Below are 24,682 nucleotides of genomic sequence, written 5' to 3' on the forward strand. Positions count from 1 at the left end.
TTTGACTTTGCCACTCTTCAGATGTACGGAGCTTGTTCAAAACTCAAATAGGATTCCTATATATATATAGTTATCAGCATTGCCAGCATTATCTAAAATAGATTGTCTTGAAAATATTGTTAATCACATAACAATTGTGCCGATGAGTGTAATATACTTGGCCAGGTTGAGATAAAAACTAAAGGATTATGTTCCTATTAGCTCAACGTCAGCTAAAATAAAATCGATTCAAACACTTCAAACATTCCTTTTCGACCTAAGTTGATGCCTAAACAGAAAAAAATTGAACCCCTACTCGGTGAAGAACTGCTCAAAAAAGTCAAAGAGCTAGAGAGTGAGAGCAAGGAAGACAAAGCCAAAAAGTGCGGCTACTATACCATTACCAAAAACGGTATAGAGCGCGTCAATATGATGAAGTTCTTAAATGCCCTAATTGATGCCGAAGGCATTCAGTTGGACAGTACACCCAGTGCTAATGGGCGTGGTGGTCGTAGTGCTAGTTATAGAATTAGTGTGCAATCGAATGGTAACTTACTTATAGGTTCAGCTTATACAAAACAGATGAATCTTAAACCAGGAGATGAGTTTCTGATCACTTTAGGCAAAAAGCATATTCGTCTAAGACAGGTAGATCCAGAAGATCGGGAAGATGATGAAGCCATAGAAGCCACAGCTTAATAAATTGTCATTAGTCAATTGTTATTTGTCCTTTGTCATTTGTCATTTGTCCTTTGTGAAAACCAATGGATATAAATGGTCATTAGTCAATTGTCATTTGTCCTTTGTGAAAACCAATGACTAATGACCAATACTTCTCTACAAGAGGCTGCGCCAACGGCAACGCTACTTCGACCCTTCTCTACGAGACGCTACGCGTAGCTTGCTTCCCCGTAGGAGTACGGCAAAGCTCAGGGCAATGCGTCGCTGAGTACAAGTCAGTACAAGTGACTAATGACTAATGACCAATGACTAATGACTAATGACTATATCTGTAGTGGGTAAGACTGGTAAATAGTGGCGAAGTGCTTTGCGCGTAACAGCTAAATTGCAGGTGAAAGCAATTTGCTCTCTTTCTAGTAAACCCAAAATGCGATCGGGTTTGTCTCGTGCTACCACTGGTAATTGATGCAAACCTCGAAGAGTCATGCGGTCTAAAGCCTCAGATAATAGTTCATCCTGCCATGCGTAGAGGATTTCAGTAGTACAAATATCTATCAGGGTTTGCCTGGATAAATTATCTGAAATTTCAGTTAGCGAATTTGGGTAAGTTTGCCAAAGAGCAAGAGCATGGTTAATATCTTCCAGAGAAAGTATACCAACTAATTGCTCTGCTTCATCAATTACTAAAGCACTGCGGACGCGATCGCGTGTCATTTCCACAGCTGCATCTAACACCCCAAGGGTTGCAGGTAGCTTTTTTGGACAGGGGTACATAGCATCTTCTACCAAAATTTGCTGCAAAATTTCCGCTTTTTCATCTTTCAATTCCGAAAGACCAATTTGTTGTAAATTAGAGTTAGAGTTAAAAGTTGGTTTAATCCTTTCTACTAGCCAAACACTCAAACCCACAGCTGCCATCAACGGTAAAACAATCCGATAGTCGCGGGTTAATTCAAACAGCATTAAAATAGCCGTTAACGGCGCTCTGACACTAGCAGCCAGCACTGCTGCCATGCCTACCATTGCGTAAGCTGGGGGAGCCGCCATCTGATCGCAAATAGCCGGGAATACCACAGCCAAAATTTTGGCGTAGGCTGATCCAAAAGAAGCACCTAAAAACATTGCTGGTGCAAACAAACCACCGATAAAACCACTACCTGTACTAATTGCAGTAATCAGTAACTTCACCACCAACAGCACCACCAACAGGTAGAGGGGAAACTCCACATCCTGAAGCATTGCTTCTACAGTTTCATAACCGACGCCCAGAATTTGCGGGAAGTGCAAAGCAACTGCGCCAATAATCACACCGCCAATAATTGGATGAATCGGTTCAGGAATTCGTCCCAAAAAGGCAAAACCTGGAACTTTACCAGCAAAGCAGGCTTTTGCTAAACAAATTGATTGAGTATAAGCCAGAGAAACTAGGCTGGCCCCTAAACCCAAGCCAAGGTAAAGGGGTAATTCCAAAGGACTGCGGACTTGGTAAACAGGTAAATCAAAAGCAGGTTGTGCCCCCAAACCAATTTGGGCAATTAATGCTGCTACCACCGCCGCTAGCAACACTACACTCACAGCAGAAGTAGCGAAAGATGTAGCTCCCATCACCACCTCTAGGGCAAAAAACACTCCAGCGATAGGAGCATTAAATCCAGCCGCAAGTCCAGCCGCCGCGCCAGCGCCCAACAGCAAACGTTGTCGTTCTTGAGATACATTCAGGATCACAGACAACAACATCCCAAAATTTGCGCCAATTTCTACACTTGGCCCCTCTGGCCCCAAAGAAGCACCGCTTCCCAAAGAAACAGATGCGGCCAGCATCTTCCTAACTGGTCGTAATGGGCGTTTAATCTCTGTTCCCTGAGAGGCGGCGATTAAAGATGAAAGTCCCGGGCCAAAGTCTTGAGTGCGCCAGCGCATGAAGCCAACGATTAATCCGCCAAGGGTGGGAACGCAGGCTAAAGTCCAAGCACCCCAGACGCCGATTTGACCCATTAAATTTTCCAGCATCAGCTGGTGAATCAGCTGGATTAAATAGTGAAAGGTGACTACACCCATACCAGTACCACCGCCAATGAGCATGGCTAAAAACAGCACAACGGTTTCCGGAGATGGTTGAAAACGATTAATTAGGTGAGCTAAAGGAGTAGAAGGTGTAGGAAAGGCAGGTTGTTCCGTTACCTTCCTCAGTTGAGTGGGAGGCAAGAGAGTCATTGAGAGGCGGGGTAAATGTAAGAAAAAATTTAAATTTTCATCTGTTACTTCTCATTGTGAGCCATTATTTAGCAACCAGACAAGTAGACTTTATTTGCTTGATTTATAAAGCTTTAGTAAAAAATGTCATTGTGCAAAATTTTTGTGGAGAGAATGGTTAAATGGGAGACAATTATTATTTAAGGATCAACGAGCGCTAGTGGGGTGCGAGTGGGCACCAACACTATTCTTTCTAGAGACAACAGAGTTTTTGTGGGCTGGGTGGACGCACCCGCAAACATTAACTAGCCCTGCATCCTTGCCTAAATCTAGCTATACTCGTGTTGCGACCATTGACTCATCCTTGGTAGTAATACAATATATGTATGATTTATGGCTGATGTCAGACCATATTTGAAAATCTGCTAAGTATTGATCCCAATTCAATATAGCTATTGTTATAGAGCGACTAAATGGACTAGGCGGATGAGGTAAATGAATATACACACCTTTGATAATCATTATGTTACTTGCCCAATTTGCCAAAGAAATGCTACGCCCAAACCAGTTAAAACGCGCATGGGCTTATTTTGCTGTCCCTATTGTCAGGAACGGCTAGTAGTTTGCCAAAGTGGTCATTATGTCCGCGATCCGTTTACTTGGAGACAATTGATGATTTCTTCGGCGCTACGTCGTCAAAGCCGACCTTTAGCGAGGATTATCAGAGATTTTGTCTTGCTTAAGCGTCCGATGATCGCTCTGGCTGTAGGAAGTGCTATTTTCTTTAGTGCGATCGCCCTGACTCAGGAAAGGACAAACTACGATCGCCAAATCTTTCCCACAACAGAGAAAGTTAATGAACCAGGAAACAAACCTCAGTAAATGGATTACTTTGATATAAATCAAATTTTACTTTGATTTTTGTAATTTTATAAGTAAATACTCCTGTAAAACCGTGTCTTAAGCTAAAATCCATCTAATTTGCAGATGAGAATTTTCTCAATATATTGTGGGGTGGGCAGCGTTCGACTGAGCGCTCACGCCGAAGTTTTGCCCGCCTTGATTATGCAACTTGAATGCCGATTAGCTTATTGCCCCAAATAGGACACGGTTTTACATTATGTCCGCTTAAACCCGGATTTCTCAGTTGTGAGAAAAAATCATTGGGACGATCACAAATTAGGATGATTTAATTGAGACACCAGCAAATTAAATTTAAAAAGAGGTTGAAGAAGAATACATTCGTCAGAATTCAGGAGTCAGAATGCAATCAGTTGGAGATTCAGACCCGCCACTGATTGAAGACCACAAAACAAGAAAATTTGGTGGGGGTGCAAAAATGCCGTTTATTTATCCACCAGTCGCACAAAATTCATTCTGAATTCTGGCGACTGGCACCTTTATTCTGTTTGATAAATTTCAGTATAACCCGAAAGAATATAGACAAGTCGGCTCGATAAACCAAGAATCACACGGATTGAACTTGTAGGACTGCCAAAGATGTGTTTTTTGCCACGCAGATGAGCTAATTAGACGTTAACGCTATATAGTTGCTACAACGGTGAACTAATTAGTTCCTGATGGAAATTGCCTAAAAATATTTTGATTACTTTCTAACTACTATGTTGAGAGGAATACCAAGTCAATTTATGCCATTTCAGATGCTGCGCCGAAGTTCTAAGGATCGGCTTTCGACCTCCCCAGCTTTCAGCTACAGAAGCGTCTACAGACTTCTGCCCTTGTTAGTGGGAGGATGGTTAGTGCTGATTCCCGACTCTACCCCAGCACAAGCACAAATCTACAACAGCAAGGTGCTACTGGCTCAACAAGCAGGTGAAATTTTACCGCCACCGCCAATAATTCCGTTTAGACAACAGGCATCACCGCAGTTACAACCAGTACAGGACAATCAATTAGAGCAGAATTTTCAACCCTCACAACCACTACAAAACAATCAATTAGAGCAGAATTTTCAGCCCTCCCAACCATTACAAAACAATCAACTAGAGCAGAATTTTCAGCCCTCCCAACCTACACAGTTTAGTCAATATAACCAGAACTTTGAGCGCTACTTAGTTTATGTTGATGGTAGTGATTTGCAGACGCTACAACAAATACGTCGGATTGAACCCAGTGCTTACATTCGCCAGTATCAAGGACGGAGTGTAATTCAGTCAGGAGTTTTTAACAGAGTATCTAACGCCCAACAACGGGTGAGTGAGCTACAGTCACGAGGTATATATAGCGCCCGGATTATCAGCTTCGCGAATGGACAGGAAATAGGTGTAGATAATAGAAGCTTTAGAGGTGATCGCAATAATCTAAGTGCTAGTAGGCCAGTCTCTAGATATTATGTCGCTATTCCGACCACTTCAGAACAGTTACCTGCGATCGCAGCCCAAGTTAGGCAGAATCTAGCCCGATTTAGCCAAGATTTAGGACGATCTGGCGCAGTCCTCGAAAGGACGCAACCACGAGGCCCACACGTAGCAGTCGGGCCTTTCTCTGATCGATTCCAAGCTGAGGAATGGAATAAATATCTGCGAAATATAGGATACGCTAATGCCAGGGTTTACTACGGCAAGTGAATGAGTTAGGAGAGACGCGATTAATCGCGTCTGTACAGGAGTTAGGAGGATTTTGGATTGAAGAAAAAATCTAAAATCGTTCGACTGAGCGTAGCCGTTCGCGTAGCGTTCCGCAGGAAAGTCCAAAATCCAAAATCCAAAATTGAATAACTCGCCACTCCCTCGATTCTTAACGTAGGGATTCAATAATTACTGCTGTTGTAATTAAACACAACAGGATAATTCCTAGTGGAAGCAAAAACTGTTGTAAAAGATATAGCAGTATAGGTATGATTTGTAAGATACCTAAACCCCTGGATAGAACGTAGGCGATCGCAATGCCAAATAGCACCAACAAGAAATATTTCAATGATTTAGAAGCAAAGCGAAATAGAAGTGTATCCCGATTTGTATCCATAATTTTACTCACGAAAGTACCGAAACTTTTAGTAGTGAATATTCTTTTTGATTTCCCATTAACCCTTGAAAAAATCAGGCTATAGAAAATCATACCCAGTCTGAACAGTATTAGTTTTACAGGTGAATGATTGCCTGATTGGTTGAATTATTCCCAGACTGTTGTGGCCTTTGTGCATCGTTTTGCTTTTCATAATTAGCTAATAGTTGGAATGAAATAAACAATCCCAACAACAGCAACAAAAACGAGCCAAAACCAGAGGAATACTTATTTATTTCTCGTTCAACACCACATTTGAGACAGACATATCTATTGGGATTACGTGTATCTTGGGCAAAGGGGCACTGATTTTGATTGCAATCATGATGACAATCTTTGTCTAACATCATTGAACCTCCTGTAGGGTAAAGATTTACATACTTAGTTGTAAATACGCTCTACAGAATCTAGTTAGTTAATACCCACTGCCTGTTTAGTAAACACCACTTTCATCAATCATTAATATCGGACAGTAACAAGTAATATCTGTGATTTACTAAGCTTGCAGTAGTAGCGCTGGTAACATTTCTCCTCAACCACCTTTTCTTGGCGCTTAACTTAACTTTGCCTGTATTACTTACAAGAGTAATACAAACCAAAATCCTTTGCAGTTGGATAAAGTAAGTTTCCTACCGAGTAGGAAAAAGTATTTTGTAGTATGACTGGTAGGAAGAAATAGTAAAAATATGGTTATAATGAATACAAATAATACATCAAGTTAACAAATGGGTGCAGAAGAAGCCTTAGAGTTTGTAGATAACTTGGTTTTTCTCAAGACGGGAGAACACTTAGATAAAACTCAAAGGATTATCTTGCGTCATTTGTGGGAGGATGAAAAGCGGACTTACCAGGATATTGCCAACAGCCGTGGTTATACAGAAGCGCACTTAAAAGCAGTTGGTGCAGACCTTTGGCATTTACTATCAAGAGTGCTGGGAGAGAAAGTCTCAAAATCAACCTTCCAAGGAGTGCTTCAGGGATTTAGAACCACCCAACAGGCGCAAAAAATCAGCCATATTCCCAATTTAGCGGGCAATGACGCTAAACCCCAAGATTTAGATTCTAACTTTGTCGGGCGCGATCGCCAAATAGCCGAACTCCACACCCTTGTCAGTGGGGGAGCAAAAGTTATTCTCATCCAGGGTGAAGGCGGTGTTGGTAAAACAACCTTAGCACGCAAGTATTTTAAAACTCAAAAGTTTAATTTTGTACTGGAACTATGGATGGCCACAGAAATCCAAAACATCACTCCTGTAGAGAGTGTGGTTGAAGAATGGCTGCGGCGAGACTTTAACGAAGAACCAGGACGCGATTTTGGCATCAACTTGGAGCGACTACGGCGGAAACTGCGAGAGCAAACTTCTAAAATTGGGGTGTTTATCGATAATCTAGAAACTGCTCTCGATAAAAATGGCAAGTTCCAAGAATATCGTCGCCCTTATGTTGAGCTATTGAGAGTATTAGCAGATATCGATGTGCATTCAGTTACTTTAGTAACAAGTCGTGAGCGTTTGCGAGAGTCTAGTGTAGAGGTTAATCTCTATCCACTTGAAGGTTTAGATGATGAAGCGTGGCAACAGTTTTTTAGCCGTCGCCACATCAATTGTGATTCTACTATTCTCACTGAAATGTGCAAATCTTATGGAGGTAACGCCAAAGCAATGCAAATTCTCCGAGGAGCAATATTGACAGACTTTTCTGGTGACATATATGCCTATTGGCAGGAAAATCGTACAGATTTATTAATAGAAAGAGAGTTAAAAGATTTAGTTACCAGTCAATTTAGCCGTCTCCAAAAAAATGACTTAGAAGCCTATCGCCTCCTCTGTCGGTTAGGATGCTATCGTTATCAAGATATTACTTCATTACCGATCGAGGGAGTTTTATGTTTGCTTTGGGATGTACCAGAACAAAAACGTAGAGGTGTAATTAAAGCTCTACAAGATTTATCTTTAATAGAAGCGAAAAAAGGACAATACTGGCTGCATCCTGTAATTCGTGATGAAGCGATTATTCGGTTAAGGTTAGTTAGTGAAGAATGGGAATTAGTAAACCGAAAAGCCGCAGCATTTTGGACGCAACAGGTTGAAATAGTCAAAAATATCAATGATGCATTGACGGCTTTAGAAGCTTATTATCACTATGTAGAAATTAGTGATTTTGAGCAAGCTGGTGATGTAATTTTACAAGGGCGAGGTAAACAGTGGAGTATAGGGTTGCCTTTGGGTTGCTCGTTTTACCAAGTGGGACTGCTCCAGAAAAATTTCTCTGTAATTAAACGGTTAATAGACGAGATAAAATCGCCAGAAAGACTAATTAAACTTTACAATATACTTGGGTATACATATCGTATTATCGGGTGTATTAGAGAAGCTATAGAATGCTATGATCAATCAGAAAAAATATTAGACGAGTTAGATGAAAAGCCAACAAAAATCTCCAAAATATCTATTTTGTTCAATGCAGGGCTTTGCAAACTTGAATTATGGGAAATAGAAGCAGCCGAAGATTGTTTCAATTCTGTTTGTAGCCTTGCTGAACAAAATAGCAACCTTGATGATTACATGGTATATGCTCAATGCTGTCTAGCTTTGATAAAATCATGCTCTGTTACCAGAAAAGATGCTTTTCATCTTGCTGAAAATGCCTTTTCTAGCATGTCATTATCAACTAGAGTGACTTTATGGGGAATAGGGCATAGTTTAGTAAATCTCTGCTTAACTTATAAAAATTTAGGGAATCTGAAAAAATCCTTTGAGTTGTGCCAACGAGCTATATTTCATGCTGAAGAAAACAACTTTACCCAGATAAAAGCTAAAGCTATAAGTTGTCTGGCTGAACTTTTTCGAGAACAGGGAGAATTTACTAGAGCAATTTTTCATCATACAGAAGCAATAGAAATCCTTGATAAAATCGGTGCTAAATCTAATTTAGCTGAGGCTTATTATCAGTTGGCATTGACTTATCAAAAAATGGGTAATATTGACAAGAGTACGGAAGGTTTTGTGCAAGCGATCGCAATTTTTAACGAAATGCAAGCACGCAGGCAAGTTGATAAAGTACAAACAGCAATGGAGTATTTTTAAAAATAAGCAATACTAGTTTAAATCCCCTTCTGAAACTATTTTATATACGAGATGCTGCGCGAAAATTTTGAATTTTGAATTGTTAGCCATGTTCTCGAATCACCTGGCTAAACTCATTGACTGCATCATATTGATCTGCCATGCGCGAATACTGCGCCAGCAACTCTATATCTAAGTCTGAGAAAAAAGAACTTTGGGACACTTTTTCATATTCTTCATCTCGCAAACAATATACTGAAAGTAGTCCATCTTCCCAAAACCAGAGTTCTGGAACTTTTAGACGTTTGTATATCTGCAACTTATTAATGCCGCCACTGGTGACAATAATTTCAATAATTAAATCTGGAATCGGTTTTTTAGTCCCAAAGTTATAAGACTCATCTGGTTCTCGTCGCGTACCATCTTGGCGTTTGCCGAGTGTAGCACTTCCTCTAACGTAGAAGCGAATTTTCTTTGCTCTCAGATATGCCTCCAACAAAAGACTTGTAGTACTTTTAGCATCTTCATGGTCATCTGAAAGTGGAGACATAATTTCTAAAATTCCATCTAAATAAGTTAGTCTGGCACTTGTACCTTGTAAGTCTACATCCAGCTTTTCTAGTTGCTCCCAACTGACGTTATACAGCAGAACATAAGAAGTCTTTGGAGTGACAGGTTTGGCGATGACTGGGAAATTCATGGGGCGATCGCTCCTGGAGAGGTCTATAAGTATTACGATATAGTAATTCTAGGCGGAATAAAGCGATCGCTCCTAGAGAGGTTTTATGTCCCTGACGTTTGAAGACTTGGAAAAAATGCAGCAACAGTATCCCGACTATTGCATGGAATTAGTCAAGGGTAATATTATTGTCATGAGTCCATCAGGATACGAATCAGGTGAGGTCGCTGCTGCAATTATTGCCGAGTTAGATAACTGGGTTAGACCGCGCAAACTGGGACGAACAGCAGCTTCTAGCGCTGGTTTCAGATTGCCAAATTTAGATTTGCGGGCACCGGATGCTTCATTTGTTTTAGCCGAACGCTTGCGTCGCAGTCCCAAGTCTTTTGCTCAATTGGCTCCCGATTTGACTGTAGAGGTGAAGTCCCCTAGCGATAATTTAGAGGATCTAAGAGCTAAGATTAAAGAATTTCTAAGTTTGGGAACTAAGGTAGGAATTTTGCTCAATCCAGATGAGCGGATTGTTGAAGTTTACAACTTTGGACAAGAGGCAATAATACTCCGTGATGGCGATGTTTTAACAGTTCCCGAACTGCTCCCAGGATGGGAAGTCCCAATTGCAGATTTGTGGTCTCCAGAGTTTGATTAAGATAGTGATCAAAAAGAGGGGAAAGGGAACCCCATATTTAAAAATAGGGGTCTAAATCCCCGTGACAAAACTTAATTACTGTCTTCGTCACGCTTTCTCGTGTCAGCGTACTTCTGCGTTCAAGCAAGGTACGCCTTAGTCTGTCTGCGACACGCTGCGCGAACGTAGAGAGCGTCATTACGAATTACGAATTATTTTAACTTTCTGGAGTTTAAAAACTACCGAATAAGGACGTGTTTTGGAATTGAATAGCTTCTGGTCGTTTTCGGCAAGATGATATCGCTCTAGGGTAATTCTTGGCTCTTCAAATTCGTCCACAGAAAAACCTGCTGCCTTGAAAGCTTTCCAGTAATCGGAAAGAGGACGGTGAAACCAGATAAATGGTGTTGTAAAATGTTTCCAAGGTTGGTCGTTGTGTTGCGTCCTTTCAAAATAAGAAGAAGGCCAACCATAACAAACCGTCCCATCCTCATTTACAGTCGTCGAGTTGCCTTGGGGAAAGCAAGGATGTGAGAACACTAGGATTGCAATACCATTAGGCTTGAGAACACGATTGAATGCCCTGATTGCTCCTTCGAGATCAAGCAAATCCATGAGAACGTAATTGGAGATGATCAGATCAAATTGCTCATCTAAAAGCGACTTGAGTTCAGTGCATGAATCCAAATGAAAATCTATATCTAAATTATTTTGGCTAGCTCTGAATTGGGCAATTTCGAGCATTTGAGGTGAAAAATCTACAGCAGTTACACTGGCTCCTTTAAGGCAAAGCTGGCGTGCCAGATATCCTGTGCCACAACCAGCATCGAGGACAGACAATCCCGCAACATTACCAGCAAAACTCCATAGTACTGGATCTGAGTTGAGAATTCGATTACTGTCGCCATCCTCACCAACTTGAATATCCCAGTCTCCAGCTCTATTATCCCAGAGTTCAAGTATTTCTTTCTCGTCAAACTTTGCCATTATTTCTTCAGTCATATCTTCCTCCCGAAAAGAATAACTTAATTATTTTCACATAGGTATCTGCTAAACTTTATGGTATATGGTAGTGCAGTGCTGCATTTAATACTTAGTTGAATTGGGAGAGTAAACTCCAAAAGCAAGATTTTACAAGATAGCGATCGCAAATCCCAAAAAAGAATAAAACTATCAAGATTTGGCAACTACCATAGTGATTTAGTCCTTCATCAACTGAGGGACAGTAGAATATACCTAATTTTCGTAGCTTCAAAAACGCAACCATGACAATGTATTCCACACTCCAACGTGCATTTACTAACCGCCGCGTTCTGAAAGTGATTAGCGGCTTGAATAACTTTGACCCCGCTAGCGTCGCTGCTATTGTTAAAGCTGCTGAATTTGGCGGTGCCACTTTTGTCGATATTGCCGCCGATTCAGCCTTAGTCCAGTTAGCTAAAAGTTTGACAAAATTACCGATTTGTGTTTCAGCCGTAGAACCAGAGAAATTTGTGCAAGCTGTGGCAGCTGGTGCTGATTTAATTGAAATCGGGAATTTCGATTCCTTCTATGCTCAAGGACGCCGGTTTGAGGCTCCAGAAGTGCTAGCGCTGACTAAGCAAACTCGTGCCCTCCTCCCGGAAATCACCCTATCTGTCACCGTTCCCCACATCCTGGAACTAGATCAACAAGTACAGTTAGCAGAAGAACTGGTGAAAGCTGGAGCGGACATTATCCAAACAGAAGGCGGTACTAGTAGTAACCCAGTTCACCCTGGAACTCTAGGATTAATTGAAAAAGCTGCCCCCACCTTGGCAGCAGCTTTTGAGATTTCCCGTGTGGTGTCAGTGCCAGTATTGTGTGCTTCAGGCATTTCTAACGTTACCGCACCGTTAGCGATCGCTGCTGGTGCTGCTGGTGTTGGCGTTGGTTCCGCTATCAACCAACTCAATAGCGAAGTTGCAATGATTGCCGCCGTGCGTGGCTTAGTGGAAGCCTTAGCGACTGCAAATAGAGTTAGGAGTTAAGAGTTAGGGAGTGGGGAGTGGGGAGTGGGGAGTCGTGAATATTAAAATTCCCTATTCCCTATTCCCTACTCCCTACTCCCCTTACCCCAAACAATCTTTCAAGGCATAAATCACCTGATCTTGCTGCTGTTGTGTCAGTTCTGGGAACATAGGCAAGGATATGACTTCATGGGAAGCTTGCTCTGCTATTGGTAAGTCCCCAATTTGATAGCCCAGACTTTGATAAACTGGCTGTAAATGTAAAGGATGGGGGTAGTAAATCATTGAACTGACGCCCTGCTCTTGCAATTGACTACGCACCGAATCTCGATATTTGGCGCTAGAACCATTTCGCCCTTCGCCTGATATGCGAATAGTGTATTGATTCCATACCCCAATACCCCCAGGTAATTCTTGGGGCGGGACGATCCCCGGAACTTGACTAAGAAAGTGGTAATAATAATTGGCGATATCTCGTCGGCGATCATTCCAAATATCTAAATAACGCAGCTTAATCTGCAAAATAGCCGCTTGGAGAGCATCCAAGCGGCTATTTACACCGATTTCTTCATGTAAATATCTAATTCTACTACCATGATCCCGTAGTATTCGTGCTTTAGTAGCGATCGCTGGATCATTAGTCGTTATTGCTCCGCCATCGCCGCAACCACCAAGATTTTTGGTAGGGTAGAAACTAAAGCAACCAATATGTCCAATACTTCCGACTTTTTGATCAGCCCAAATTGCTCCTGTAGACTGAGCGCAATCTTCAATTATTGACAAATTGTGAGACTGAGCGATCGCTAGCAATAATGTCATATCCACGGGTTGTCCAAATAGGTGAACCGGGATAATCGCTTTAGTTTTGGGTGTAATCGCCGCCGCTACTTGCTCCACATCCAAATTAAACGTAGTCGCGTCAATATCAACGAAAACAGGCTTTGCACCCACGGCGCTAATCACTTCAGATGTCGCAATAAAGGTAAAAGGCGTTGTAATCACTTCATCGCCTGCACCAATTTCCAAGACTCGTAACGCTAAGTAGAGCGCATCAGTACCAGAATTACAAGCCACACATTTATTAACAGTATTATAAGCAGCAAACTGTTGCTCAAAGCCTTCGACTAGGGGGCCGCCGATATAGCGGCCAGAAGCCAGAACCTCTAAGACGGCTGCACTTACTTCTGCTTCGATGGTGGTGTATTGCTGTTTGATATCAAAGGCAGGGATGGGATTTACACTTTGGATCATGAGTTCTCATTTTATCGGGAGATACAAAGGATGCACTTCGACAGTCAATTTTTGCTTAATCAAATAGGAGCTACTAAAAGACTATCGCCCAAGATACGCATCTATTAGGGTTTTTACTTAAATTGTGGCGTGGGAAACTACCGCACATTTAATTTCCAGAGAGTAGACATACTAGGTGTTTGCCATGTTAAGGTCGTACCATTTTGAATTTTGAATTGATGAAAGTGATATATATCAACCAAGATCCAACACATCGGATCAAAGTTCCAAGAGTGGGAACTGCTTTGATAAAAAAATACCAGGAGATAGAAAACCTATGCAGGATCTGATCAAACTGGATTTCGTGGATTTAGCTATTGCTGGAGGATTGATGGCGATCGCCATTGGTTTATCTGCCTGGGAAAAATTAGGATTGGAGTTGAACTTAGCCCTTGCTACTGGGAGAACCATCTTACAACTACTTGTATTGGGATACATTTTAGATTTCATCTTGGCTTTGGACAATGCTGGGGCAGTTTTGGCGCTATTAGCAATAATGCTGACAATTACGGCGATTGTCGCACGAAATCGCATCAGCCAAAAAATTCCTCATGTGTTGCCTTTGGTGTGGGGTGCAATTTTAATTAGTACCGCCCTGACAGTGCTTTACACCAACTTCTTGATCATTCAACCAGAAAGATGGTACGAACCACAGTATGTAATTCCCCTGGCAGGGATAGTTTTAGGTAATGCTACCAATGCAGCTGCGCTCGCAGGCGATCGTCTTGTCAGCACGATTAATTCCAGCCATCTCGAAATCGAAACCCATTTAAGCTTAGGTGCAACTCCAGAGCAAGCAGTTAGTCAGTACCGCAAAGACGCCATCAGAGCCGGATTGATTCCCACTCTCAATCAAATGATACTCATAGGTATGGTGGCAATACCAGGAATTACCACCGGACAGTTATTAGCTGGTGTCAAACCCCTGGATGCTGTATCCTACGAAATTTTGATTATGTTCATGGTGGCTTTCGCTAACTTGCTGACAACAGTTTTAGTTACTAAGGGATTATGCCGTCAATTTTTCAATTCCGCCGCGCAGTTGGTGACGTGAGGGGGTTAATCTAGATTCAAGAGTATTTCATCATCTTGCCCTGGTAGATCAAGATAACGTCGTAATACAATGGCAGTTTTCAATTCTGAATTCTGGCGACTGATACCTTTATTCTGATTTGTTAATCTGGCGGTGTAGGATAGAGATCCAGCATCAATTCGTGATTTTTTATGTCTGCTACGCCTCTTGTATCTCAGGTTGACTTACACAACCCAGAAAAATCAGAATTAATCCCTCCCCTTCTAGGTGCCACCCTTGCGGAGTTAAGCACTTGGGTGCAGCAGCAGGGACAACCTGCTTACAGAGGAAAACAACTGCATGAATGGATCTATGACAAGGGGGTGCGATCGCTATCTGATATTTCTGTCTTCCCTAAGCATTGGCGTGCAGAAGTAGCAGAAATTCCAATTGGGCGCTCAATTTTACATTACCGCTCTGTGGCACCCGATGGCACAGTCAAATATCTTTTACGATTAACAGACGGGCAAATTATTGAAACTGTTGGTATCCCTACTTTCGGAGAAGGGGGAGAAGGCCCAAAATCCCGTTTAACGGTTTGCGTCTCTACTCAAGTGGGTTGCCCAATGGCCTGTGATTTCTGCGCTACTGGTAAAGGCGGCTACAAACGCAACTTAGCACGGCATGAAATTGTCGATCAGGTGTTAACTGTACAAGAAGATTTTCAGCAACGGGTTAGCAATGTCGTATTTATGGGATTGGGGGAACCGTTATTGAATACTGAGAATGTCCTAGCAGCCCTGAAATGCCTAAATCAAGATGTCGGTATAGGACAGCGATCGCTTACAGTTTCTACAGTTGGGATTCGCTCGCGCATCCGTGAGTTCGCGCAAAACCATTTGCAAATCACTCTGGCGGTTAGTCTCCACGCACCCAATCAAGCACTACGGGAAAAACTCATCCCCAGCGCCCGCGCTTATCCTCTTGAAGATTTGCTGGCTGAATGTCGGGAATATGTGGAAATCACTGGCCGCCGCCTTACCTTTGAATATGTTCTTCTTGCTGGTGTTAACGATTTACCAGAACACGCATTGGAACTTTCAAAATGCCTGCGAGGATTCCAAAGTCATGTAAATTTGATTCCTTATAATCCCATCCAAGAAGTAGACTATAAACGTCCCAACCGCGATCGCATTCAAGCCTTTGTCAACGTCCTCAAACAGCAAAATACTGCTGTTAGTGTCCGTTATTCCCGTGGTTTAGAAGCGGATGCTGCATGTGGACAACTCAGAGCAAGTAAGAATTAAATCTTTTCCATTCAGTAAATTTAATTGCTTTGCTCTCACAAATACCTGGCAATACTGCTCGGTTAAAATATTTAAGGGTTTGCTCATGTAGCGAACTGAAGCAGGATACTAATAGAGGTGATAGCTATGGTAACTTCTTCATATTCAGTTCTCAGACCTTATATTGCTGCTGATTTTAGACCCGATTTAGATAAACAAGATATCCTAAATTTTCCTATTTCTACTTCCAGTCCAGCCATCAAAGCGAATAGTTATTACTTTGGCCATCCAGAATGGGCAAAAAACTATTTTGAAAACTGTCATCGTGATGAAGTGTTCAAGTCCTGCTGGGAAGCTGCTACGGGAACTTGGGATCATAAAATTGTTGTAGACATTGGTTGTGGGCCGGGCAATTTGTATGCAACGCTTGGGGGAAAACCACAATTGTTAATTGGTGTAGATATTAGCTATGGGGCATTATCTATGGCTCAACGTCTTGGCTATATACCAGTGAAAGCAGATGCCCACCAACTTCCTTTCATTTCTAATTTTGCTGATATTGTAGTACTTAATGCGACACTGCATCACTGTGATTACATGGACATCGTATTGCAGGAAGCAGCGCGTTTAGTCCGTCCAGGCGGCATTCTAATCACAGACCACGACCCTCAGTTGACTGCCTGGAACTTCCAAGGATTAGCTTTGTGGTTATGGAACTTACGCTTAAGGCTATATCGGCTAATCAAACGAGGAGGTCATACCTCAGCAGCAGAGCAAACTTGGGGATTAGCAACTGAGGTGCATCACCGACCTGGGGATGGAGTCACGCCAGAGCTTTATTACAAAATTCTGGAGCCACTTGGTTTTAGTGTCGAGGTTTATCCTCATAACCATACAGTTGGTGCAGAGGTATTGCAAGGCAATTACGGTGAATCTGACAATAAGTATCGCTTGGCTCAATTATGGTCTGGTATCAATCCTAATTCACCAGAAGCAGCATTATCGCTGATGTGTATTGCCAGACGCAGTGTTTGACACAAACAAACATAGTTGTTGGGGGCTTCGCAACAAAAGCCCTTAGGACTAGCCCTCAGTGACGCAATTGTGGTAGGAGTGCTGGACGCCTAGCTATGTTAACGCCAAATCGGTGCAAGGAAGAAGAATTCTTGTTCGTGTACCAATCCTATCTGAGTTGTGAAAATTACTGTTTTAACGTAGACGCAAAGCGGTGAAGCAGCCCGATCTTGGGGGTTTCCCCATGAGCGACTGCTGTTAGCGGCACGGAGAGCGAGTCTTCTCCCTTCGCGTAGCGTCTCGTAGAGAAGGGGAGACGCTTTAGCGCAACGAGCGTCACCCGGAGGGCTTGCCGCAGGCTACCACTCCAGGCGCGGAGAGAGGAATCAACAGAAATTTTCACAAATGATTTAGGACTGCTATATCTCCAGTGATAGAAGCAGATGAAGTATTTAGGGCTATAAAATTATAACGATTGACAAAATAACTGTATGTTGAATCGATCATTGATGCTTAAACTATGGCTACTAGTGATTGTTATTGCAAAAACTTTGCCGATAAATTCTCCTGCGTATGGACAAGTAATTCAGACCAATCCTCAGCAACCTGAGTCCGTTCAAGAAAGAATTAGACAACAACAAGAGGAACAAACTCAGCAAGCACAAGAGCAACTTAAAGAAACATGGCTACGGCTACACTTTAAACAACCACAACAACAACAACAACAACTGAGAATACAACAGCAAGAATTTTCACGCCAACGCGAAGAACTCATACGCCAGCAACAACTAAGACTACAACAGCAAGAAACTAGACTACAACAGCAAGAATTTACACGACAGCAACAACTGAGAATACAACAGCAACAACTCAGACAAGATCAAGAACTTAGACAACAACAACAATTGAGATTAGAACAACAGAGGCAACAGCAAGAATTCAGATTACAAAAACAGAGACAACAGAACGAGAACCTGTGAAGTGTTCAAAATTTTTGATAAATAACTTTATTGTTGAAGAAGAATACAGAATTCAGAATCAATTATTAGGGGATTCAGACTCGCACTTGTCTACGAGAGGCTGCGCCAACAACAAAGCTCTGTTACCACCACTAATATGTAGACCACCAAATTTTCTTGTTTTGTGAGGGACTTAAATCCGTTTATTCATTCGCTAGTCACACAGAATTCAATTCTGAATTCTGGCGACTGGTATCTTTATTCTATTTTATTTATTATCTAGCGGTGTGCGTAAATGCCAGGAGCATAAGCTTCAATGACTTTGCCAGTGCGAGTGCAACTAATCATCAAGTAGTCACAACTTGGGCATTGTGTCCGAGTTAATTGACTATCAGAAATATAATAACGCTCCGCGTGACTACCACAATTTGGGCAGTAAATCTTTTGTACTGTCTGCATTTTAAAACCCCTGGTTCTAATTATTTTTTACTTAGTAAAGCTACAAGTTAAACCAGGAAAAGTTCTGGTTCGACCCAACTTAACAAACTGCCGTAATATTTAGTTGATTATTTTAAACAAAATTTCAAGTTGTAAAACTTTTCGATATCTCTATCTATTATCCTAAAACTTAGGTGATTTTACCCTCCTACTTTAGATACATAAATTGTTTTTTAATTAAATGCTCCTTAGAGATTTACTGATCCCTATAATTAATTCCTTGAGAAAGCCTTATTTATAGTCATTTAAGACAGCTATAAAAAAAGCTATTCTTGTATTCAAAAATTAAAACCCGGAAATTACTGTATCTTTAGTAACAAAATCTCCATCTTAAGATTTAGTTAATATTTGCTGGTAAGATTTATTGTTTTCACCTATTTTTTAAGGTGAGAGTGGGAGTTCTCACTTTAAGCAGGATGAAAATAATCGTAAATTTCTTGAGCCAAACGCGGCCCAATTCCTGCTACTTCAGCTAGTTGTGTGGTTGTTGCTTGCCGAATATAATCGACTGAGCGAAAATGTCCTAGTAGCTGCTTTTGTCGATGGTGTCCTAAACCAGGAATCTCATCTAAACGCGATCGCTTCAATTTATCACTGCGTTGCTGACGATGGAAACTGACTGCAAACCGATGCGCTTCATCCCGCAGCCGCCGCAATACCTGTACCCCCGGTTGTTCTGCATCAGTTATCAAGGGTTTAGATTCTCCCGGTAAAAAAATCTCTTCTCGCTGCTTTGCTAAACTCACAACTCGCAAGTCTTCTAATAAATTCATTTCTTGCAAAATGGCGACAACCGATGATAATTGACCTTTACCACCATCAATCATAATTAAATCAGGCCAGTCGGGATTACCCAAACGTGCTAATTGCTGATCTTCCCCATATTTGCGAAACCGTCGCTGGATAACTTCAGCAAGACTGGCAAAATCATCTGAGTGTCCTGCTGTCACTGTGGGATTTTTGATTTTGTAGTGGCGATAGTGTTGTTTAGCGGGTAATCCGTCGATAAACACAACTTGCGAAGCTACAGCATTTGACCCTTGAATATGGGAAATGTCATAACCTTCGATGCGGTGGGGTACATCTGGTAAATCGAGAATGGTGGCTAAATCTTGCATTGCTTGGTGATTGCGATCGCCAAATTTCTGCATTCTTTGCAATTCATACTGAGCATTTCGCTCTACCATCTCAATTAATTCTGCCTTAGTTTGCCGCAAAGGAGTTAAGATTGTAACTTTTTTACCTTTACGTTGAGTTAAGACATCCGCCAATATTTCCCCATCTGGTAACTCATGCTGCACCAAAATCTCTATGGGTATTTCCACTGAGTCAGCTGTTTGGTAATGTTCCTCTAAAGCGCGTTGTAAAATAGCTCCCGGTTCCGCGTGAGCATCCGCCACAAACGCCAAACGTCCTACCAATTGCCCAGCCCGAATCTGGAATAGTTGAATGCAGGCGTGCTGTTCATTGGCTGCCAGGGCGATCGCATCCCGCGAAACTGTATCATCTGGTAAGGAAACTTTTTGGTCGGCTGTCAGCGACTTTAACCCAGAAATTTGATCGCGAGTTCGTGCTGCTGACTCAAAATTCAAGTCCTGAGCGGCTGCGTTCATCTGTTGGTTCAAAATATCAATCAGTTCCTGAGTTCGACCTTGGAAGACCATCGCGATCTTTTGCACAATTTTGCGATATTCTTCTGGTGAAGTCATCTGTTGACAGACACCCGGACACCGCCCTAAATCATAATTTAAGCAAGGACGGTCTTTGAAAAGTGGTTGAGGTCGTTGTCGCTGTGGGAAGATACGCTTGCAGATGCGGACAATTTCTCGTAATAAACCAGCATCAGTATAAGGCCCGTAAAATTTATCCTTTTCTTTGCCGAATTGGCGTTTACGGGTAATAAAAATTCGCGGATAATCTTCTGACCAAGTGATACAGAGATAGGGATATTTTTTATCATCTTTGAGCAGCACGTTAAAGTATGGCTGGTGCTGCTTGATCAAATTGGCTTCTAGCGCTAAAGCTTCGGCTTCAGTATCAGTGACAATGAATTCAATTTCAGTCACCAACTTGACCATTGTGGCGATGCGTTCACTCTTGTTGTAGCCATCGCGGAAATAGGAGCGGACACGCGATCGCAACTTACGTGATTTACCTATATATATAATGCGATCGCTCGCATCCCGCATGAAATAAACTCCCGGTTCCGGTGGAATTTCAGCTAGACGGTTTTCTAATCGTTCTGGTTCTTTAACCAGTGGTAATATTTCAGTAGATATTGTCACAATCAAAATTAGCTAATCTTTCTCTATTTTAAGAAAAATTATTTTTTTGTGCCGATTTAACGGACTATTTATCGAGAAAGATAGGGTAGGTAGGCTTTTAGTTCGTATAGAAAAAAGTCTGAAAGTCGGTTTCTGACCCAGATGCCTACCAAAAAATTTTACAACCTATTCATTTTTTGCAAAGCTTTAAAAAATTTTAACCATTACTTTTCCTCAGAAACCGTTAAAAGTGGCTTAAATCTTTTTAAAATACTCTGCACAAGTAGGGCGATCGCTATTTTTTAATATCAAATACATCTCAAGATTATAAATCGTATAAAGTTTTAAACCATATTAAAAATGTCTGCGCCTTTGGATGTTGAGGATTCAGAATTTCATACTCTATAGCTTGATGCATAGGTTGACTCTACCAAGTTGCTGAAGCTCGAAGGACTGGAAACCACGGAAATTCTCTATTTTTATCGTTTTCAACATAATTTTGCTAGCCGGAGACAACAAATAGTTAATGACTGGTATTAGTATAAGCAGTCTTAACACCTCTCACTTTAGCAAAAACAAGTGATGCCTGCCGCAGGCATCGCTATCTGAATTCACTAAGTACAATATTTCATTAATTCGCAGCGAAATAAATTAACCAAAACTCTGCGTTACTTTGCCTTTCCTTTGCATTTCTCTGCGTTTAAAAACATTACGATTTTACGCAAATCTAAGTAGCTAAAACTGTAATAAAGCCTGCCAGCCTCCTTTCCTACTGATAACCGGCTGCTTGTAACAAAAACAACTTGGCATAACGTCCTCCTAGCTGTAACAATTCTTCGTGAGTTCCCTGTTCTATAACTTCCCCGTTTTCTATAACTATGATTTTGTCAGCCATCCGTACCGTCGAGAAGCGGTGGGAAATCAAAAATACCATCTGATTTTGAGTAATAGCGCGAAAATGATTGAAAATCTCAAACTCAGCTTGGGCATCTATTGCTGATGTTGGTTCATCCAATACCAAGATATCTGCTTGCGATCGCATAAAAGCACGAGAGAGGGCAATTTTCTGCCACTGTCCCCCAGAAAGTTCCTGTCCTTCCTTAAACCAACGACCAAGCTGAGTCTGGAAGCTTTGGGGTAATTGGTCAATAAAAGATTTGGCCGTGCCTTTTTGGGCAGCAGTTTGCCAACGGGTTTTGTTTTCCAGATGTTCGACATCGCCGACGCCAATATTCTCACCCACAGTGAATTGATAGCGAACAAAGTTCTGAAAAATCACACCAATGCGACGCCGCAGCACATCCACATCCCATTCCTGCAAATCCAAGCCATCTAAGAAAATTCGCCCAGAGTCTGGGGTATAGAGTCGGGTAAGTAGTTTGATTAAGGTAGTCTTACCAGAACCGTTTTCACCCACAATTGCCAGTTTCTCTCTGGGTTTCAAATGTAGCGAAATGTTTCTCAAGGATGGTTTGGAACTTCCTGGATAAGTAAATGATACGTTCTCAAAACGGATACCATCTTGGGAATCTAAACCAATGGTTGCCTTACCCCAAGACTTTGGTACTTCTTCTTCCAGGAAATCGTAGAGATTTGATAGATATAGGTTGTCTTCATACATTCCTCCAATAGAGGTGAGAGCATTGGAAAAAGTAGACTGTCCTTGGCGAAACACAGTGAGATACAGTGTCATATCTCCCAAGGAAATTTTACCTAGCACAGTTTCCAACACAATCCAAGCGTATGCTACGTAAAAAGCACTAGTACTAACTAAACTCAGGAGATACCCCCACAGTCCTCGCCGCAGAGTCAAATCGCGGTCTTCCCCATAGAGTTGCTCAAACAGGTTGCGGTAACGTTCTAGCAGCATCTCTCCCAGCTGGTAGAGTTTGACTTCTGTGACAAAATCTTCTCTTGCTAGCAGATTCTCTAAGTAGTTTTGTTGACGAGTTTCTGGCGCACGCCAACTAAACAAGCGAAAGCCTTCTCCAGCAAACTTTGTTTCCGCAATAAATACAGGCATAGCTGCCAAAACCAGGATTACCACCGCCCAAACTGAGAAATTTACTAGCAAAATCCCGTAGGTGACAAGGGAAAGAGCATTTTGCACTAACCCAAAGGTGCGGTTTACTAAGGAAAGGGGACGAACTGATGCTTCTCGTCGTGCATTGGTCAATTTGTCATAAAATTCTGAGTCTTCAAACTGCCTAAGATCCAGTGTCAGCGCCTTTTCTAAAATGAGTACATTCACTCGCTGACCCATTAGCGCCCGCAATAACGACTGACAGATGATCAGTCCACGCTGACTGCCAGCTAGTAAAATTACAGCGATCGCTTCTAATCCTACATACAACAGAGATGGATAAATATTTACAAAACCATTGCTGTTTGAATTAACTTGAGAGGCAAATACCACTGCATCAACAATTAACTTACCAATGTAAGATATCGTCGCCGGTAAAAGACCACCCACTAAAGTTAAACTAGCCAGAAGAATAGTCAGCGATCGGCTAGTAGTCCATACTAAGCTTACAGCCCGTCCACTGTACCGGAAAACCGTCAGTGATTGGCGGAGGATATTTCTTTTTTTTTAATTTTCATCTTTCTTTGAGCGAGATACCCCAGCTTGGGCGGATTTTCCTGAATCTTTTAATCTTTATAAATTTTACCAATAAACAACTCAGGAGCCAGAAGTCAGAATGACGAGTATGCGACTGGGTGGTGACTCCCATGCTTAAGTCAACGGATATTCAGAATTCTGAATTCTGACTCCTGTTTACATTTTTATCCCCATAATCTCCTAACTGCTTTCCCACTTAATTTTTGGTGAGTATCTTCCAATAAAGCTGGAATATCTAACTTTTCTGGACACCGAGGCAAACAGTCACCACATTTTGTACATCGGTTGCCTTTCATTCCAGGGAACCAGTGACCGGCATTTTCAAACATTCCGTAACGATATTGGCCATAGTCAGTCATATCGTATGCCACTGCGAGATTATGTAACCGCAATACCTCTGGAATATTGATATTTTCTGGACAGGGCAAACAAGCATAACACTGACTACATTTGTCAGTTCCCAAAGCAACCTTTTGGTAATTTTCTAATTGCTGGAAAGCAGAAATTTCTGCTGATTTTAGCTCTCCATCATGGTCAGCGACTCGCAAAGGTTCCATTAATTCATCTGGGTTTGCTGGCCCTATACTTAAAGTAGTAATACGGTTGTCAGCAAGTAAAAATCGATAACTCAATTCTAAGGGTGAATACGGCTGACACAGGTCTTTTAGGGTTTGAGGTGGCGTGTAGAGGCGTCCTCCCTTATCAGCAGGGGAAATAATAAAAATACCCATGTCCTTTTGGGCAGCTAGTTGAATCGCTGCTGCGTGCCGTTGGAAAAAATAGTAATAATGCAGATTGACAAATTCAAAAAAATCTGTATTAATTGCAGCCTGAATTACCTCTAATGGCCCATGGCTGGAAAAACCAACGTGTCGCACTCGTCCATCAGCAACAGCTTCTTCTACAGCTTTCATACAGCCATTTTTGGCTTGCACCCACTCCAAATGTTGCCAAGTGTTCAACCCATGAATACCTAAGCAATCTAAATAATCTAGCTGTAATCGTTCTAGCGACTCGTTGATGCACCGACGCATGGTGTCAGCATCTGCTGTGGCTGAGATTTTGGTAGTAACGTGAAGCCTCGTTCGGGGTACTGAGAACCCAGCTTTTAGCGCCTTACCAAGATACTCCTCACTTTTGCCATAACCTCTGGCGGTTTCTAGATGATTTATTCCTAGCGCTAAGGCTTGTTCGATCGTTTGGTGAGCATTTTCAAAAGAAGCCAAGTAGCGCATTGTTCCCAGAGAAAAAACCGAGAGGTGCAGATTAGTTTTCCCAAAGCGTCGGTATTGCATCTTTAACAAAGTTAGGAGTCATTCAATTTTAGATTTTAGATTTTAGATTTTAGATTTTCCTTTTAATCTAAAATCCAAAATTCAAAATCTAAAATTGCCTAGCTGTCCCCATTACCAAAGCGCTTAATCAAATCTTCCGGACGGAGATTGGAAATAAATTCACGGAAGGCTTGCTGTTCGGCTTCATCTGCATCGCGATCAACAGGG

General features: G+C 41.8%; 21 protein-coding genes and 1 pseudogene. 10 read left to right on the top strand and 12 right to left on the bottom strand.

The window, feature by feature from the left end; translation table 11 throughout:
* Positions 1 to 264 precede the first annotated feature (264 nt).
* A complete protein-coding gene (locus PUQ00_RS25295) occupies positions 265 to 678 on the top strand; it encodes an AbrB family transcriptional regulator (RefSeq protein WP_300421937.1) in 414 nt (137 codons plus the stop codon).
* Between the two features lie 291 nt (positions 679 to 969).
* Here PUQ00_RS25295 and PUQ00_RS25300 read toward each other — a convergent pair whose 3' ends face one another.
* The gene (locus PUQ00_RS25300; RefSeq protein ID WP_300421938.1) at positions 970 to 2,874 is read right to left on the bottom strand and encodes a chloride channel protein; all 1,905 of its coding nucleotides are present in this window, start codon (positions 2,872 to 2,874) and stop codon (positions 970 to 972) included.
* A gap of 474 nt (positions 2,875 to 3,348) precedes the next feature.
* On the opposite strand from PUQ00_RS25300, the gene PUQ00_RS25305 reads away from it, so the two are divergent.
* Both PUQ00_RS25305 and PUQ00_RS25310 read left to right on the top strand, forming a co-directional pair.
* A complete protein-coding gene (locus PUQ00_RS25305) occupies positions 3,349 to 3,735 on the top strand; it encodes a hypothetical protein (RefSeq protein ID WP_300421939.1) in 387 nt (128 codons plus the stop codon).
* 767 nt (positions 3,736 to 4,502) lie between these two features.
* Complete coding sequence (locus PUQ00_RS25310; RefSeq protein WP_300421940.1) at positions 4,503 to 5,441, top strand: hypothetical protein; 939 nt, start codon at positions 4,503 to 4,505, stop codon at positions 5,439 to 5,441.
* A gap of 169 nt (positions 5,442 to 5,610) precedes the next feature.
* Here the strand turns inward: PUQ00_RS25310 and PUQ00_RS25315 are convergent, their stop codons facing one another.
* Together PUQ00_RS25315 and PUQ00_RS25320 are read right to left on the bottom strand one after the other, a co-directional pair.
* Positions 5,611 to 5,838: a hypothetical protein gene (locus PUQ00_RS25315; RefSeq protein WP_300421941.1), complete on the bottom strand. Its 228-nt coding sequence runs from the start codon at positions 5,836 to 5,838 to the stop codon at positions 5,611 to 5,613.
* A gap of 116 nt (positions 5,839 to 5,954) precedes the next feature.
* Positions 5,955 to 6,227, bottom strand: coding sequence for a hypothetical protein (locus PUQ00_RS25320; RefSeq protein ID WP_300421942.1), 273 nt, complete (start codon positions 6,225 to 6,227; stop codon positions 5,955 to 5,957).
* Between the two features lie 375 nt (positions 6,228 to 6,602).
* Here PUQ00_RS25320 and PUQ00_RS25325 point away from each other — a divergent pair, with 375 nt between their 5' ends.
* Complete coding sequence (locus tag PUQ00_RS25325; protein WP_300421944.1) at positions 6,603 to 8,963, top strand: tetratricopeptide repeat protein; 2,361 nt, start codon at positions 6,603 to 6,605, stop codon at positions 8,961 to 8,963.
* An 82-nt stretch (positions 8,964 to 9,045) separates the two neighbouring features.
* Here the strand turns inward: PUQ00_RS25325 and PUQ00_RS25330 are convergent, their stop codons facing one another.
* Positions 9,046 to 9,642 carry a Uma2 family endonuclease gene (locus tag PUQ00_RS25330; RefSeq protein WP_300421946.1) on the bottom strand — a complete coding sequence of 199 codons (597 nt, stop codon included), beginning with the start codon at positions 9,640 to 9,642 and terminating at the stop codon, positions 9,046 to 9,048.
* Between the two features lie 85 nt (positions 9,643 to 9,727).
* Between PUQ00_RS25330 and PUQ00_RS25335 the strand changes: the two genes are divergently transcribed.
* Positions 9,728 to 10,270 (top strand): Uma2 family endonuclease, encoded by a 543-nt coding sequence (locus PUQ00_RS25335; RefSeq protein ID WP_300421947.1) that lies wholly within the window; start codon positions 9,728 to 9,730, stop codon positions 10,268 to 10,270.
* A gap of 177 nt (positions 10,271 to 10,447) precedes the next feature.
* Here the strand turns inward: PUQ00_RS25335 and PUQ00_RS25340 are convergent, their stop codons facing one another.
* A complete protein-coding gene (locus PUQ00_RS25340) occupies positions 10,448 to 11,251 on the bottom strand; it encodes a class I SAM-dependent methyltransferase (RefSeq protein WP_300421948.1) in 804 nt (267 codons plus the stop codon).
* Between the two features lie 263 nt (positions 11,252 to 11,514).
* On the opposite strand from PUQ00_RS25340, the gene PUQ00_RS25345 reads away from it, so the two are divergent.
* Entirely contained in the window at positions 11,515 to 12,258 is a 744-nt protein-coding gene (locus PUQ00_RS25345; RefSeq protein ID WP_300421949.1) for a DUF561 domain-containing protein, read from the top strand.
* 81 nt (positions 12,259 to 12,339) lie between these two features.
* On the opposite strand, the gene PUQ00_RS25350 is transcribed toward PUQ00_RS25345, so the two are convergent.
* Positions 12,340 to 13,488, bottom strand: a complete 1,149-nt coding sequence (locus PUQ00_RS25350; protein WP_300421950.1) for a DegT/DnrJ/EryC1/StrS family aminotransferase — start codon at positions 13,486 to 13,488, stop codon at positions 12,340 to 12,342.
* A 316-nt stretch (positions 13,489 to 13,804) separates the two neighbouring features.
* Here PUQ00_RS25350 and fetB point away from each other — a divergent pair, with 316 nt between their 5' ends.
* From fetB to PUQ00_RS25370, 4 genes are all read left to right on the top strand, one after another.
* A complete protein-coding gene (fetB, locus tag PUQ00_RS25355; RefSeq protein WP_300421951.1) occupies positions 13,805 to 14,581 on the top strand; it encodes an iron export ABC transporter permease subunit FetB in 777 nt (258 codons plus the stop codon).
* Between the two features lie 170 nt (positions 14,582 to 14,751).
* Positions 14,752 to 15,846 (top strand): 23S rRNA (adenine(2503)-C(2))-methyltransferase RlmN, encoded by a 1,095-nt coding sequence (rlmN, locus tag PUQ00_RS25360; protein WP_300421953.1) that lies wholly within the window; start codon positions 14,752 to 14,754, stop codon positions 15,844 to 15,846.
* A 126-nt stretch (positions 15,847 to 15,972) separates the two neighbouring features.
* Positions 15,973 to 16,860, top strand: a complete 888-nt coding sequence (locus tag PUQ00_RS25365) for a class I SAM-dependent methyltransferase (protein WP_300421955.1) — start codon at positions 15,973 to 15,975, stop codon at positions 16,858 to 16,860.
* 470 nt (positions 16,861 to 17,330) lie between these two features.
* Complete coding sequence (locus PUQ00_RS25370) at positions 17,331 to 17,819, top strand: hypothetical protein (RefSeq protein ID WP_300421956.1); 489 nt, start codon at positions 17,331 to 17,333, stop codon at positions 17,817 to 17,819.
* A gap of 258 nt (positions 17,820 to 18,077) precedes the next feature.
* Here PUQ00_RS25370 and PUQ00_RS25375 read toward each other — a convergent pair whose 3' ends face one another.
* The 6 genes and pseudogenes from PUQ00_RS25375 to PUQ00_RS25395 all read right to left on the bottom strand — a co-directional run.
* Positions 18,078 to 18,257, bottom strand: a complete 180-nt coding sequence (locus tag PUQ00_RS25375; protein ID WP_292836020.1) for a replication restart DNA helicase PriA — start codon at positions 18,255 to 18,257, stop codon at positions 18,078 to 18,080.
* 446 nt (positions 18,258 to 18,703) lie between these two features.
* The gene (gene uvrC, locus PUQ00_RS25380) at positions 18,704 to 20,581 is read right to left on the bottom strand and encodes an excinuclease ABC subunit UvrC (protein WP_300421958.1); all 1,878 of its coding nucleotides are present in this window, start codon (positions 20,579 to 20,581) and stop codon (positions 18,704 to 18,706) included.
* 304 nt (positions 20,582 to 20,885) lie between these two features.
* Positions 20,886 to 20,978: a hypothetical protein gene (locus tag PUQ00_RS32930; protein WP_366145973.1), complete on the bottom strand. Its 93-nt coding sequence runs from the start codon at positions 20,976 to 20,978 to the stop codon at positions 20,886 to 20,888.
* 351 nt (positions 20,979 to 21,329) lie between these two features.
* The gene (locus PUQ00_RS25385) at positions 21,330 to 23,138 is read right to left on the bottom strand and encodes an ABC transporter ATP-binding protein (RefSeq protein WP_300421959.1); all 1,809 of its coding nucleotides are present in this window, start codon (positions 23,136 to 23,138) and stop codon (positions 21,330 to 21,332) included.
* A gap of 206 nt (positions 23,139 to 23,344) precedes the next feature.
* Positions 23,345 to 24,475 carry an aldo/keto reductase gene (locus PUQ00_RS25390; RefSeq protein WP_300421960.1) on the bottom strand — a complete coding sequence of 377 codons (1,131 nt, stop codon included), beginning with the start codon at positions 24,473 to 24,475 and terminating at the stop codon, positions 23,345 to 23,347.
* A gap of 98 nt (positions 24,476 to 24,573) precedes the next feature.
* Positions 24,574 to 24,682 (bottom strand): annotated as a pseudogene (locus PUQ00_RS25395) (bifunctional nuclease family protein); the annotation flags it as partial.

Origin of the sequence: Nostoc sp. S13 (assembly GCF_029379315.1) — a bacterium.
Classification (GTDB): domain Bacteria; phylum Cyanobacteriota; class Cyanobacteriia; order Cyanobacteriales; family Nostocaceae; genus Nostoc.